Source organism: Halosimplex salinum, from assembly GCF_003730195.1.
GTDB lineage: Archaea > Halobacteriota > Halobacteria > Halobacteriales > Haloarculaceae > Halosimplex > Halosimplex salinum.
Genome location: NZ_QWGG01000002.1, coordinates 52,517 through 66,111, shown reverse-complemented (window position 1 = coordinate 66,111; position 13,595 = coordinate 52,517). Strand labels below are relative to the sequence as shown.

The 13,595-nt window shown below is 71.2% G+C and carries 15 protein-coding genes; 7 read left to right on the top strand and 8 right to left on the bottom strand.

Annotated elements, in window-relative coordinates:
* The first annotated feature begins 23 nt into the window (after window positions 1-23).
* Entirely contained in the window at window positions 24-371 is a 348-nt protein-coding gene (locus D1409_RS05640; protein WP_123534978.1) for a hypothetical protein, read from the top strand.
* A 4-nt stretch (window positions 372-375) separates the two neighbouring features.
* Here the strand turns inward: D1409_RS05640 and D1409_RS05635 are convergent, their stop codons facing one another.
* A complete protein-coding gene (locus D1409_RS05635; protein WP_123534976.1) occupies window positions 376-1,023 on the bottom strand; it encodes an ArsR/SmtB family transcription factor in 648 nt (215 codons plus the stop codon).
* 84 nt (window positions 1,024-1,107) lie between these two features.
* Window positions 1,108-1,779, bottom strand: coding sequence for a DUF1405 domain-containing protein (locus tag D1409_RS05630; protein ID WP_123534974.1), 672 nt, complete (start codon window positions 1,777-1,779; stop codon window positions 1,108-1,110).
* Window positions 1,780-2,000: 221 nt separating this feature from the next.
* On the opposite strand from D1409_RS05630, the gene D1409_RS05625 reads away from it, so the two are divergent.
* Together D1409_RS05625 and D1409_RS05620 are read left to right on the top strand one after the other, a co-directional pair.
* Complete coding sequence (locus D1409_RS05625) at window positions 2,001-2,435, top strand: DUF5802 family protein (RefSeq protein ID WP_123534972.1); 435 nt, start codon at window positions 2,001-2,003, stop codon at window positions 2,433-2,435.
* Between the two features lie 82 nt (window positions 2,436-2,517).
* On the top strand, window positions 2,518-3,417 hold the full coding sequence (locus D1409_RS05620; RefSeq protein ID WP_123534970.1) for a Vms1/Ankzf1 family peptidyl-tRNA hydrolase: 900 nt from the start codon (window positions 2,518-2,520) through the stop codon (window positions 3,415-3,417).
* Between the two features lie 11 nt (window positions 3,418-3,428).
* On the opposite strand, the gene D1409_RS05615 is transcribed toward D1409_RS05620, so the two are convergent.
* Window positions 3,429-4,388, bottom strand: coding sequence for a phosphotransferase family protein (locus D1409_RS05615; protein WP_123534968.1), 960 nt, complete (start codon window positions 4,386-4,388; stop codon window positions 3,429-3,431).
* Window positions 4,389-4,523: 135 nt separating this feature from the next.
* Here D1409_RS05615 and D1409_RS05610 point away from each other — a divergent pair, with 135 nt between their 5' ends.
* On the top strand, window positions 4,524-5,546 hold the full coding sequence (locus tag D1409_RS05610; protein WP_123534966.1) for a DUF1611 domain-containing protein: 1,023 nt from the start codon (window positions 4,524-4,526) through the stop codon (window positions 5,544-5,546).
* 5 nt (window positions 5,547-5,551) lie between these two features.
* The gene (locus D1409_RS05605; RefSeq protein ID WP_123534964.1) at window positions 5,552-6,625 is read left to right on the top strand and encodes a dipeptide epimerase; all 1,074 of its coding nucleotides are present in this window, start codon (window positions 5,552-5,554) and stop codon (window positions 6,623-6,625) included.
* 4 nt (window positions 6,626-6,629) lie between these two features.
* Here D1409_RS05605 and D1409_RS05600 read toward each other — a convergent pair whose 3' ends face one another.
* Together D1409_RS05600 and D1409_RS05595 are read right to left on the bottom strand one after the other, a co-directional pair.
* Window positions 6,630-7,103, bottom strand: coding sequence for a DUF6789 family protein (locus tag D1409_RS05600; RefSeq protein WP_123534961.1), 474 nt, complete (start codon window positions 7,101-7,103; stop codon window positions 6,630-6,632).
* Between the two features lie 132 nt (window positions 7,104-7,235).
* Window positions 7,236-8,915, bottom strand: coding sequence for a hypothetical protein (locus tag D1409_RS05595; RefSeq protein ID WP_123534959.1), 1,680 nt, complete (start codon window positions 8,913-8,915; stop codon window positions 7,236-7,238).
* A gap of 154 nt (window positions 8,916-9,069) precedes the next feature.
* On the opposite strand from D1409_RS05595, the gene D1409_RS05590 reads away from it, so the two are divergent.
* The gene (locus D1409_RS05590) at window positions 9,070-9,519 is read left to right on the top strand and encodes a hypothetical protein (RefSeq protein ID WP_123534956.1); all 450 of its coding nucleotides are present in this window, start codon (window positions 9,070-9,072) and stop codon (window positions 9,517-9,519) included.
* Window positions 9,520-9,585: 66 nt separating this feature from the next.
* Here the strand turns inward: D1409_RS05590 and D1409_RS05585 are convergent, their stop codons facing one another.
* Window positions 9,586-10,260: a DUF2270 domain-containing protein gene (locus D1409_RS05585; RefSeq protein ID WP_123534954.1), complete on the bottom strand. Its 675-nt coding sequence runs from the start codon at window positions 10,258-10,260 to the stop codon at window positions 9,586-9,588.
* 170 nt (window positions 10,261-10,430) lie between these two features.
* On the opposite strand from D1409_RS05585, the gene D1409_RS05580 reads away from it, so the two are divergent.
* Window positions 10,431-10,811 carry an SHOCT domain-containing protein gene (locus D1409_RS05580; RefSeq protein ID WP_123534951.1) on the top strand — a complete coding sequence of 127 codons (381 nt, stop codon included), beginning with the start codon at window positions 10,431-10,433 and terminating at the stop codon, window positions 10,809-10,811.
* Here D1409_RS05580 and D1409_RS05575 read toward each other — a convergent pair whose 3' ends face one another.
* Together D1409_RS05575 and D1409_RS05570 are read right to left on the bottom strand one after the other, a co-directional pair.
* Window positions 10,812-11,342: a gamma carbonic anhydrase family protein gene (locus D1409_RS05575; RefSeq protein ID WP_123534950.1), complete on the bottom strand. Its 531-nt coding sequence runs from the start codon at window positions 11,340-11,342 to the stop codon at window positions 10,812-10,814.
* 167 nt (window positions 11,343-11,509) lie between these two features.
* Window positions 11,510-13,492, bottom strand: a complete 1,983-nt coding sequence (locus D1409_RS05570; RefSeq protein WP_123534948.1) for a MutS-related protein — start codon at window positions 13,490-13,492, stop codon at window positions 11,510-11,512.
* Window positions 13,493-13,595: the final 103 nt, after the last annotated feature.

The window sequence follows — 13,595 nt, the reverse complement described above, 5'->3', positions numbered from 1 at the left end:
CCCGGCGCGACCAGCGCTGACCGATGGAACCGGACGGCTCGACGGTCGACGTACTGCGCTACCAGACCGACGACGGGCCGGTGTATCGCGCCGTGCCCGCCGGTGACGGCGAGGCCGTCGTCGCGGCCCACGAGCGAGAGCTCCGCAAGCGCCGGTCCCTCCGGTGGGCGGTGGGCGTCGCCGTCGCGCTCACGAGCGTCGGCTACGGGTTGCTGACCGAATCGCCGTTGCTCGGCCTTCTCGGTGGCGGGATCGTCGCCGCGGCGCTGTTGGTCGGTGGCGACGACGGCGAAGCGCTGGTCCCGGAACTCGTCGAGCGGAGCGTCTTCCGACACGACGCGGCGCGGCAGTACGGCCTCGAAGTCGGGTGACGGGTCAGCCGGGCAACTGCCACTCGTCGCCGTCGCGCTCGGCGATGTCCTCCTCGGCGAGTCGGTTCAGCGCCTCCTCGACGACTTCCGGCGGCGCCTCGACGCGGCGGCTGACCTCCTCGACGGTGCCCGACCGGGTCGCGAGCGCCGAAACCACGTCGCCCAGGAGGCGAGCGTCCTCGCCCTCGAACTGGTCGGTGAGGTCCTCCATCACCTCGGCGAGTCGGCCGTGGACCCACCGCTGGGCCAGCGAGAGCTCCCGGTCGAGGTCCTGCAGGCGGTCGAGTTCCGCCGCGAGTTCTCGCGTGTCGGGGCTCTCCTGAATCTCGGCGTCGATCGAGATGTGCCGGCAGGAGGCCACGTCGATGGAACTGCCGGGGTAGCCGCTCTTGGTGCCGAACTGGTAGGGCGAGACGGTGACTTCGAGGCGGAGGTTGCGGGCGATGCGGAAGTACTTCCGGCGCTGGTCGTCGGTGTGGCTCTCGACGAGGCCGGCGTCCTCCAGCCGTTCGAGGTGGTCGATGACCGCCTTCGGACTGACGCCGATGTACTCGCTGATCTCGGTGACGTAACAGGGCTTGTGCGCGAGCAACCGGAGGATCCGCCGACGGTTGGCGTTGCCCAGCAGGTCGAGCAGTTCGGCGGAGTCCATTCACCTGAAGTTCGTGGTCGAGGTGTATAAGCCTACCCCACCGCCGCGACGCCGGTCTGCGGTGACCTCACGGTCGGGAGCCCGTCACTCCGCCGGTTCGGCCGGGAGACGGCCGAACGCGTGGGCGGCCAGGCCCACCGCGAGGACGGAGGTGGCGACGCTCCCCGCGACGAGGACGGGGCCGGGGTCGTACCTGAGCGGCGGGTGGAGGCCGAACCCGTAGTCCAGTACGTCGTTGAACAGCGCGAGCGCCAGCGCCAGTCCCAGCGCGCCGCGGGTGGTGTGGCCGAAATGCGGGAGGAGGTACGCCTCCGGGATAAAGAGGACGTGGGTGACGAGGACGCCGAAGTACCGCCAGAGGTCGGGGAAGTAGAGACCCACGTGGAGGTTGAGCGCCAGCGCCGTCCACATGCCCGTCTCCACCAGCCAGACGAACGTTATCGTGTGCAGGTAGGCGAGCACCAGATTGCTCGGTGCCGAGTCGAGCCGGCGGCCGAGGTTCGGAAGGAGCGTCGCCAGCGCGAGCGCCATCAACAGCGTCGCGACGGGCGAGTCCATGTACAGCGGCCACAGGAGCGTGTCCACGTCCGCGAGCGCGGGGCTCTCGACGGAGAGGTAGAAGAAGAAGCCGACGAAGATGCCCGCGACGTTGGCGAAGATCAGCCAGACGAGACTGGGCGCGTTCTCCAGGTAGTAGCGCGCCCAGCGCCGCGGGATCACGTCTCTCCGGCCCTCGCCGGCCAGCGACCGGTCCATGCCAGACGGGGAGGGGGCCGCACACAAAGCCATGTCGAACCCGGGCAGCGGCGACTCGAAGCGCGGTTCCTGCGGCGACTCGAAGCGCGGTCCCTGCAGCGACCCGGAGGGCGGCTCCCAACCCGACAGCGCGGCGGCGTCGCGCGGTCTGAATGCGGGTCGGCATAAGGGTACCGGGGAAGGCTTATCAGCGTCCGTGGTTGTGATCCACTCGCACAGCAATGTTCGAACAGTTCTCCAGCGGCTACTACCTGGGGCGGCTCTACGTGGAACCCCGGGACGACGACGCGGCGGCGATCGCACGTACCCAGCACGAGCAGGTCAACGAGCAGTTGTACGCGGGGGAGGGAATCGAGCGCACGGACCTCCCGCTGGTGATGAAACTGGAGAACACACACTTCACCGTCTACGGCGACGAGCGCGTCCCGGCGGACACCATCGCGGTCCCCGAGGAACTCGTCGAGGAGACGCGCATCCGCAACCCGCCCGCGCTCCGCGAGGTGTTCCTCGCCAAGGCCGAGCGCGCGAAGCAGTTGCTCTCGGTCGCGGCCGGCACGCCGACCAGCGACGAGGCGATGGACGCGGCCGTCCCCGACCACCCGTTCGACGGCGGACCGTTCGGCGACGGCACGTTCGACGGACCGACCGGGATCTGAGCGTCGGCGTGAACGGTCGGGGGCGGGGAAGACTCCCGGAGAGACCTGTAGTTTTAACCCGACACGGCGTGGCCTTCCGGTGATGCTGGACCGGCTGCTCGGACGCGCACGATTGAAAGAGCGCATCGCGGACCTGGAAGAGGAGCTCGAACACCGCGAGCGCCAGCTCGAGGCCGAACAGGAGCGCCGGGCCGACGCCGCCAGCGACCGCCAGGAGGCCGAACAGCGGGTCAACCGCCTCGAAGACCGCATCGCCGAACTCGAGGGCGAGGTCGAGCGCCGCCGCGACGACCAGGACGGCGTCGACCGCTCCTTTGCCGCCACCGAGACGCTCCAGGACGGTCGTCTCCGGGCCGTCATCGACCGGCTGGAGTCGGTCGAGACCGACCCGGAGGGGGCGTTCACCGCCTACGTCGCCGACGGCCGCGACCTCTCCGAGGCCGTCAGGGAGGCGTTCGGCGACCGCGCGGCGCTCGTCGGCCGCGCCGCCCCCTGTCTCGCCGTCACCGACGACGCCGCGCTCGTGGACGCCTGCCTCTCCGTGCCGAACCCACCCGAGGCCTTCGCGACGTGGGACGACGCCTTCGCGTTCGAGCGGTCCTGGTTCGAACCGACCGGCTCGTTCACCTTCGCCCTGGTCCGCTCGGATCTGTTCGCCATGGGCGAGTACGACGGCGCCGAGCGGGTCGCATACCAGGGGTTCGACTCGCAACTGAAGAGTCAACACTCGAAGGGCGGCTACTCGCAGGCCCGCTTCGAGCGCCTGCGCGACGAACAGATCGACAACCACCTCGAACGGTGCCGGGTCGCGCTGGCTGAGAGCGACACCGACCGACTGATCGTCGTCGGCGAGCGCACGGTGCTCGACGAGTTCGCGGACGTGGCCGACACGGTGTCGACCGTCAGCGCCAGCGGCGACCCGGAAGCCGCGCTCGAGGACGCGTTCCGGGAGTTCTGGCGGGTGCAGTTACGGTCGCTGTAGGCGCTCCTCGCCTATCGAACGGCGTCGAGGAGCCGCTCCATCTCCGCCGCGGCCGACTCCGCGGCCTCCTCCGGGTGCTCGTCGGTCTTCTCGACCCACGTCTCGAACGACCCCAGTTTGACGAGGTGCCAGACCGCGTCGTAGACCGGTTTTCGCGCCTCGAAGCCGTCGGGGAGCGAGCCGGCGCGGTCGGTGTACCCCTCGCGGAGGGCTGTCCGTATCCGATCGGTGTCGTCGTGGACCATTTGCTTCTCGGCGCGGTTGAGTTCGCGGGCCGGGTCGCCGACGTGGGCGCGCTCCCAGTCGACGAACCCGATGCGAGCGCCGTCGTCGAAGAGGTTCGGATGGGCGGGGTCGCCGTGGACCAGCGCCGCGGGCGTCCCGCCGAGTCGGTCCCTGTTGGCTTCGACCGCCGCAGCGACCTCGTCGACGTAGTGCTCGAAGCGGTCGGTCGCGGCTCGCTCGTGCTGGGCGTCGACGAGGTCGACGAGCACGTCCGTCCAGCTACCCTCGTCGAGGACGAGTCCGTCCGCGCCGCCGCCGACGACGTGGCCGTGGCGGTCGAACTCGCGGGCGTGGAGGGCCGCCAGCGCGGCCCCCACCCGCCGGATCGCTCGCGCCTGATCGTAGGTGTCTCGCTCCCACCACCCGTCCGCGAAATTTCGGGCGTCCATCGGCTCCGTGGCGATGTACGGGCGTCCGGCGGCGGTCCCGGTCGTGACAACCGAGGGGACGGCCACGTCGTAGTGCGCGTCGACGTACTCGCTCACGGCGCACTCTCGGGCCGCGCGGTCCTCGTTGCCGTCGACGGCCGTCTTCAGATAGAGGGCCTCGCCGTCGGCGAACTCGACCCGGGCCGTTTCGTTCTGGTGGTTCCACGAGACGCCGGCGGTCCCAATCTCCGCGACCGCCCGACCGGGGAACGCCGCGTCGAGAACCGGTTCGAGAGTCGTCTCCAGTTCGTCTGTCACGTCGGGCCCGACACTGGGCGCCGTGTTAGGCGTTTGGAGGGGTTGAGAACCGCTCACAAGGGGCGGGCGGTGGCGGGTGTCGAGTCGTCCGGGACCGGCCGTGCGATTAAACGGCTCGGCGTCGAAGTCGGAGGTATGCGCGTCGCCATCCTCGCTCACGAGCAGTTCCCCGACCGCGCGAAGACGGCCGTCGGCGTCCTGCGGTACGGCGACGACGAGGTGGCGGCGGTCCTCGACCGAACACACGCGGGCGAGCGCGTCCGCGACCACGTCCCGGACGTACAGGACGCACCGATCGTCGGCGGCATCGACGACGTGGACGAGCCGATAGACGCGCTCCTGATCGGGATCGCGCCCATCGGCGGCGGGTTCGACGAGACCTGGCGCCCGGACGTGCGGGGCGCGCTCGAACGCGGCTGTGACGTGGTCGCGGGCCTGCACTACTTCCTCGCCGACGACGACGAGTTCGCTCGACTCGCCGACGAGCACGGCTGCGAACTCCGCGACCTGCGCCGGCCGCCCGAGGACCTGACCGTCAGCGACGGCACCGCGAGCGAGGTGGACGCCGACGTCGTCCTCACTGTCGGCACCGACTGCTCGTCGGGGAAGATGACGACGACGTTCGAACTCGCCGCGGCGGCCCGCGAGCGAGGCGTCGACGCCGGCGTCGTCCCGACGGGCCAGACCGGCATCGTCGTCGAGGACTACGGCATCGCGGTCGACCGAGTGATCTCCGACTTCGCCGCCGGCGCGACGGAGCGCATGGTCGAGGAACGCGCCGCCGATTACGACGTGCTGTTCGTCGAGGGGCAGGGCGCCGTCGGCCACCCCGCCTACTCCGGGGTGACGACGAGCATCCTCCACGGCGCGATGCCCGACCGACTGGTGCTCTGTCACGTCGCCGGCCGCGAGGCGGTCCACGGCTACGAGCAGACGCCCATCCCGCCGCCGAGCGACTACGCCGCCCTCTACGAGTCGCTCGCCGACCCGGTCGCTCCCGCAGAGGTTGTCGCGGGCGCGCTCGATACCCACCACCTCGACGACGACGCGGCCGGGGCGGCCGTCGAGGCGTACGGAGACGCTCTCGACGCGCCCGCGACCGACCCCGTCCGGTTCGACGCCGCGGAGATACTGCCCGCGGCGCTCGGGGAGGAGTGACCCGGATGCCGACGGACACCGGCGATTCGCTGGACACCGCGTTCGAGCGCGTCTCGCTCCCGCTCGCGGACCCGTTCACCATCGCCCGCGGGACGACCGAGACGGCCGAGAACGTCGTCGTCCGGGTCTCCGACGGGACCCGCGAGGGGATCGGCGCGGCCGCGCCCTCGGCGTACTACGGCGAGACGCCGGCGACCGTCGAGGCGGCGCTCCCGGACCTGCTCGCGGTCGTCGAGCGCGTCGGCGACCCGCACGCCCGCCAGCGGATCGAGCGTGAGATGCGGGAGACGGTGAGCCGCAACCCCGCCGCGCGGGCCGCGGTCGACGTGGCGCTCGCCGACCTCGCCGCGAAGCGACTCGACACCCCGCTCTACCGGCAGTGGGGGCTCGACCCCGCGGCCGCGCCGACCTCGTCGTTCTCTATCGGCTCGGCCGACCCCGACGAGATGCGGGCGAAAGCCGAGCGAGCAGTCGCGGAGGGGTACTCGGTGCTCAAGGTGAAACTCGGCACCGGCCGCGACGCCGAGCGGCTGGCGGCGGTTCGAGCGGGCGCGCCCGACGCTCGCATCAGGGTCGATGCCAACGGCGCGTGGACGCCAGCGGAGGCCGTCGCGAAGACCGAGATGCTCGCCGAGCACGACGTGGAGTTCCTCGAACAGCCGGTTCCAGGCCCGGACGTGGCGGGACTGCGGCGCGTCCGCGAGCGCGGCGCGGTTCCCGTCGCGGCGGACGAGTCGGTGGTGACGGCGGCGGACGCGGCCCGCGTGGCCGACGCCGTAGATATCGTGGTCGCGAAGGTCGAGAAGTGCGGGAGCCTGCGCGAGACGCGGCGGGTCGCGTCCGTCGCCCACGCGCACGGCTGTGAAGCGATGCTCGGGTGTATGGTCGCGTCGTACGCCGTCGTCGCGGCGGGCTGTCACCTCGCCCCGCTGTTCGACTACGTCGACCTCGACGGGTCGCTGCTGCTCGCCGAGGACCCGTTCGACGGCGTCCCGATGCCCGGCGGCGAGATCGATCTGGCGGCGGTCGACCGGCCGGGGACGGGTGCGGTGGAACCGGGCGGCGACGAACCGGGCTGACCGCTCACAGCCGGTCGACGGTCGCGGCGTAGACGCCGCCGAGGACGACCCCGTAGACGAGGTGCCACAGCAGGGACGGCGGCGCGAAGTTCGGGAACGGCGGCGAGGCCGGCGACCCGACGGCAGAGAGCCAGACGGGCATGATAAGCGCCGCGAAGACGGCCCACGTGGCGACGCCCCAGGCCGCGCCGGCGCCGACCTGCTGGGCCGGTGACTCCAGGTCGAGCGCGCCGACGATCGCGGCGAACGCGACGCCCAGCACGGCGCCGTGGGAGACGTGGACGAACATCCCCGTCGCGACGCTGGGCGGCGGCGCCAGCGTGTACAGCGACGGGATCGCCACGGCGAGCGTCGGTTCGTTCATCGCGACGATCAGCGCGCCCATCAGGAGCGCGCCGAGGATCCCCCCGACGACGCCCGCTTGCCAGGACCCGTTCGCAGTCTCGGTTCCTCTCTGTGTCTCTGTCGCAGTGGACATAGTCGAGTGGTCGCCCGGACTCCGAAAGAAGCCGGCGCGAAAATGTGGTAGTGGTGTCACGACGCACGAGGGCGGTACGGTTATGTAGGGCAACCACCCCGGAAGCGACCGGCAAGCCACCGCTCGGGCCGCTCAGATCCAGTCGGCGAAGGAGTCGCGCTCGCGGCTCAGTTCGACGTACTCGCCCTGCATGCGAGCGAGAGCCGTCTCCAGGTCGCCGCCGTCGTCGAGGTGCTCGCGGACCCGCGCCTGCTTCCAGGCGCTCGGGGTGACGCCCGCCTCCCAGCGGGCTTCCAGCGGCGCGAGATAGCGGTCCCGCGTCGCCTCGCCGACGCCCTGTTCGTCGAGGCCGCGGCGGGCGAACGCGAACACCTCGCCGAATATCTCGTCGGTGTCTTCGGTGCGGTCGCCGTCGGCGGTGACCCACGCGAGGTCGGCGTCGGGGCCGTCCGCGACGGCCGCGTAGAAGCTCTCCTCGGCGTCCGCCCACGGCAGCGTCTCGAGCGGGTGGTCGGCCGCGACGAGCCCGCGGAGGAGGCCGGCGGTGAGCACCTGCAGGCCGACGATGTCGCGGACGGTCGGCTGTGTCGGGAGCGGGCGGTACTCGATGCGGAGCGAGCGCTCGTCGCAGGCGCCGTCGACGGCGTCGCCGCCGGCGACCCCGCGGATCCACCGCCAGAACGTCCCGCGCTTGTAGTCGAACTCCCAGACGTCGCTCGCCGGGTCGCCGCCCTTCTGTCCGCCGGTCTCCACGTCGCTGTCCTCGCCGCCGGCTCGCGGGCTCCGCCCGCTCACTTCCGAGGCGCTTCGCGCCTCGCTCTCGATCCACTCGCGCAGGAAAGGGGCGAAGGTCTCGTCGGCGACGACGTGTTCGACGGCGTCGGCGGGGTCCTCGAGGTCGTCGGGCACGCGGACTTTCCGACAGCCCTGGTTCATCGACTGCTCGAAGGCCGCGATCCGGAGTTCGTGGTGCGTCTCGTCGACGAGCGCCTCGGGGTCGACGGTCTCGTCGTAGCAGTCGCCGGGGAGGAAGGGGGAGTTGGCCGAGAGAGCGAGCAGCGGCCCGAGCGTCCGGGTCGCGAGGTTGTGATAGCGGGGGAACTCCGCCGGGTCGGGCACCTGGACGTGGGGCTGGATCGACGTGGCCAGCGACTCGAAGAGGATGGTGCGGTAGCCGGCGGTCGCGCCCGGCACGGAAAAGTCGATCTCGCCGCCCGATCGCCGGACCGCGACGTTGTCGAGCGCGCCGTAGCGCGGGTCTCGGCGCATGTTCCTGGCGACGAGCACCGGATCGTCGGGGCCGCTTCCGGGGACGACGACCGGTCGTTCCTCGGCGGGGTCGGTTCCGTCGTCCGCGCCCGCTGGCCCGCCCCGGACCTCCACGTCGTCGAGGTACGCGTGGGTGCCGTCGGCGGGCGCGACGGCGGGCATCGCGTCGAGGACGACCTCGAGGCCGTGCTCGCGCGCCCGCTCCCGCGTCGCCGCGAGGTCGGCCGTGATCTCCTCGGCCTGTGCGGCGATGCCGTTCTCGTCGAACCGGCTCGGCGCGGCGTTGAGTTCGGCGTTGTGCAGGCCCAGTTCCTTGTCGGCGGGCCCGTCGTAGACGGACTCGGGGATCGGCGCGAGCGTCGCGTCCTCGCCCGCACCGTCGAGGGCGTACACTTCGAGTTCGAGGCCGAGGGTGGCGGCGGCGTTGTCGAGGCGACCCTCGCCGAGGGCGTCGACGAGGCGGTCGGCCTGCTCGCGGACGCGGCGGTCGAAGTCGTCCGTGCCGGCGAGCGAGCGCCGGACGAGCGACACGTGGTCGGTCATTGGTGAGAGGTGGACCACCCCGGGCAAAAACCCTCTGGCGCGCTCCGGTTCGGCCCGGTCGGCGGCGCGCTCCGGTCGACGAGTCAGCCGACTCACATTCGGCAGACGCGCGACTGACGGGTGTTTTTGTAGGGAGACGGCCGTCGCTAGAGCGATGGCTACGTCGGCGAACGGGTATTTCGAACGGGACGTACTGGTACAGGCGGGGCCGCTCATCGGCGCGACGACGCTCGCGCTGACGGCGGCCTTTCTGGGCATCGTCGGGATCGCATCGGGCAACGCGGGGGGACTCGTCGGGCGACTCCCCCTCTACGTGCTGGCGGGGTCGGTCGGCTTCGTCGCCGCCCTGCTCGCCGCCGAGCACTCGCAGTTGTACGGGCGCGAGGCGCTCGTCACCGCGGCGGGCGTCGGCATCGTCGGCTTCGTGATGATCGGCCTCGGCACGGAAGGGATCGTCTACGGGATGACCCACCCCGACGCCGTGGTCGCGTCGCACCTGTCGGTGTACCTGCTGTCGGCGGCGATGATCGCCTCCGGTCTGGGCTACTGGACCGTCCGCAACTGGCGCGAGGTGACCGCCGCCGTGAACACGAGCGGGCTCTGAGCAGGCGCTTCTCCCGCTCTCTCCCCGACCACCAGCGTCGGCTGGGCCGGACCGGGAACCCGCTCTCTACTCCTGGAACTCCTGGACGGTCTGGCCGCGGATGGAGACGACCGCCACCAGGACGAGAATCGCGTAGAACAGCCCGACAGTCGCCGCGACGAGCTGCCCGGAGACGCCGAGTATCGACGCGGTCTCGGTCCAGGATTCCGAGGCCTCGAAGACGGTGACCCGGGCGACCCAGGCCGCGAGGAGGAGAGCGAGCAAGGCGAGATACGACCGGCGGAGCCGGTGGGTGAGCGCCTCCCGCATGGAGAGCCCGAACGTCGGGTCACGCAGGTCGTCGCCGAGGCGGGTCTGCCAGTCGGCTTCGTCCGCCTCCGACGACGGCGAGTACATCTCGGCGTAGAGGTCCGTCTGGAGTATCCTGACGCGATTTCGCCAGACGTCGTACTCGCGGTACCGCGTGGCCTCCATGACGAGGAACGCCGAGACGCCGAACACCCCGATCAGGATCACGTAGTGGGGGTTGTCCGCGCTCGAGAACGCCCACGTCAGGATGGCTCCGACGACCACGACCGCCCAGTTGGTCGTCTGGTCCAGCCGTCCCCGCCAGGACGCCGTTCGCTCGACCTCGCCGCGGTAGAAGTTGCCGGTCAGACTGGCGAACGCTTCGTCCGTGTCGATCGAATACCGGTCGGTCTCCGTCTCGTCCACCGACCCGTCGGAGTTCTCGTCGGCCATCGATGCCCCGTCGTTGGACCGCCACTCGCAAAGCTAGCCGGTCCTTACCGGGGTTCCGGCGACGTACGGTCGGGCGATCAGATCCGCCCGGGCGGACGTGCACCCTTCGAAACACGTCAGCATATCCGACCGACACAACGGTTTTCAATTCGTCGGCGGTACGACGACGTATGGACCCCCGTCTCGTGGGTGGGATCGCAGCGACCGTCGCGATACTCACGCTCCCGGTCGGCCTCCTCGCCGGCCTGTTCGTGAGCTTCGAGGTCGCCGCCGTCGTGTTCATCGTCGGGTGGTTCCTCCTCACGCCGCTGATCCCCATCGTCGGCAACGAGATCTGGCCGGCGCTCCGCGAGCGTTCCCAGAGGGGCGAAGCCGCCGACGAGTCCGACGCCGCGGCGGACCCGCTCGCGGAGCTGAAGGCCCGCTACGCCCGCGGCGAGATCGACGACGCGGAGTTCGAGCGCCGCGTCGAGCGACTGGTCGAACTCGAGGACGTGACGGTCGGCGACGCGGAGCGGGCCGAGCGGGAGCTATCGGTCGAGCGGGAGTGACTACTCGCCCGCCTCCGACGGCGCGAACAGGTTCTCGTGGCGCTCCGCGAGATTCGCGTAGTCGCCGGAGTGGAACGCCTCGAAGACGGCGTCCGGGTCGATGGTGGTCTGGTCGAGCGGGGTGACGGAGGCGGGCATCCCGCGGACGAACGACTCGGCGGGGACCTCGTAGCCCGGTGGGACCACGGTCCCCATCGCGACGATGCTCCCGGAGCCGATGGTCGCGTCGCTGACGGTGGAGTTGAAGCCGACGAGCGCACCGTCCTCGACGGCGGCGTCGTTGAGGACCGCGCCGTGGCCGACCATCACCTTCTCGCCGATCTCCGAGGCGTGGACGGTGGCGTTGTCGCCGACGGCCGACTGGCGGCCGACGCGAACCGGGGCGACGTCGCCGCGGAGGACCACCCCCGGCCAGACGCTCGCGTTCGCCTCGACGGTCACGTCCCCCACGACCGTCGCCTCGCGGCTGACGTGGGCGTCTCCGTGTACCTCCGGCTCCACCCCTTCGAACGCGTACTCGCGACTGTCCATACCGTGTGTGACGTGTTCACAACCCTAAACTCTTGACCCCTCTGCCGCCGCTGCTCGCAGCGCGGACACCGCTCGCATCGAGGTCGTTCGCTTCGCTCGCGGGTCCTCCGTCCCCGCTCGCATCGAGGTCGTTCGCTTCGCTCACGACCCCGCTCACGACCTCGAACTCAGTCGAACTTCTCGAGCAGTTCCACGTAGAACCCGTCGCGCTCGTCGGCGAGTTTCTCGACGATGAGTTCCGGGGTCGAGCGCGCGAGCACGTCTTTGACGGGCGAACGGTCGACTTTCAGTTCGCCGTCGACGAGCCCCTCGGCCTCGATGCCGTCGACCGCGAGATCCGTGCGAGCCGACTCCTGAATCTCGCGGGCGAGATGGGTGACGAAGATGGCGGTCGCCTCGCGCTCGTCGAACGCCTCGAGGATGCCGGCCATGATCTTCGCGCTGGCGCCGGGTTCGGTGATGCTCTCCAGTTCGTCGACGAGGACGAGCACGCGCCCGCCGTCTCCCCTCCGGATCTCGTCGACGAGCGACCCGAACTCCCGGAGAGTGGACTCGAAGGCGCCCGCGTCGAGCGTCCCCTGCGTCTTGGCGTGGTAGTGCAACTCCTCGACGTGCTCGACGCGAGCGTGCTCGGCGGGGACGGGCAGCCCCATGTGCGCGAGCGTGACCGTCAGCGCCACGAGGTCGAGGACGGAGGTCTTCCCGCCGCTGTTGACGCCGGTGAGGAGGGCGACGCCCTCGACGCCGTAGTCGACGGGGTCGACCGCGTCGAAGGGCACGTCGAGGAGGGGCGAGCGGCCGCCCTCGATAGCGACGCCCCGCCCGCCGATCTCGGGCATTGTGCAGTCGTACTCGCGGGCGAAGCGGGCGATCGCGAGTTCGACGTCGAGTTCGAGCGCCGCCTCGGCGAGGCGTTCGGCGTCCTCGCGAGCGTCGGCCAGTTCCGTCGCGACCTCCCGTTTGAGTCGCGTCGCCCGCCGATCGCGGGCGGTCGTGAGCGACTCGCGGAGGCGGGAGACGACGTCCTCGTCGCGCGCGACGGGGAAGGTGGGCTGGTCGGGGAACGCGCGGCGGGCGGTGTCCTCGTAGTCGTCGAGTCCCAGAGCGTCGACGAGGTGGTCGCGGGCGTCGGCGACGGCCGCCGAGTACTCGTCGGCGAGTTCGCGCTGGAGCAGGGAGTCGACGCCGGCGCCCTGCTCGACCAGCGAGAGCAGGTCGGCGCCCTCGATGGTCACGTCGCGCTCCTCGATAGCCTGCCGGAGGCGGTCGTTGGCGACGCTCTCGGCGGTCGAGACGGCCGCGTCGAGGTCGTCGACGGCGTTCTGGAGGCGCTGGAGTTCCTCGTCGTCGGCGACGTCGCCCTGGTCGTCGATACGGGCGAGGGCGGCCTCGAACGTGTCCAGGTCGCGGGGCGGGTCGAGGTCGGCGACGCGGTGGACCTCGACGGCCGCCCGGAGTCGGTTGCGGTTGTGCGCGAAGAAGGAGAGGGTGCGCTCGGGCACCACGGTCGCGGGGTCCTCGAGGGCGTCGGGTTCGACGCGCACGTCGCCCTCGACCTCGACGCCGGTGAAGGCGTCGTCGAGCGCGACGACCGTCGCGTAGCCCCGCGCGAGGTCGGCGAGGCCGCGGGCGTCGTCGACGATCTCGACGCTGACCTCGGGGAGCGCTTCCTGGGCCCGAGCGTACGTCTCCGCGTCGGTCGTGGCGAGACAGCGGTCGCGGACGCGGACGTCGGGCGGGGCGTCGAGCGGTTCGACGCCGGCGAGCGCGCCGCGGATCTCGTCGTCCGGTTCGCGCTCGACCGCGCGGGCGGCGAACTCACGGGCCTCGTCGACGCGCGACCGAGAGGGGCTCGGGTAGAACGTCTCGAGGCGGCGCTTGGCGTAGCGGGTGACGGCGTGGTCGGCGACCAGGTCGAGGGCGTCCCGGTAGATCTCCTGTGCCCGCGACGTGGCGGCGAACCCGCCGGGGTCGCCGTGTTGCTGGCGGATGGCCGCGCGGGCGATGCGGGCGGCGCGGCCGTCGCTGATGCCGGGCGCCCGCGACAGGGTGGCCACGTCCCCCTCGTTGAGCGCGCGCTCCGGGTCGTCGAGTGCGGACAGCGCCTCGGCCGTCTTCTCGCCGACTCCGGGGATCGTCTCGATGTCCATCTACCGGTGTCATTCGCACCGGTGGGGAAAAATCCCGCGCCTGTTCCGACCGCGGTGATACGGGGCCCACGAGCCGGCGACGGGACCCGAACCCGTTCGGCGC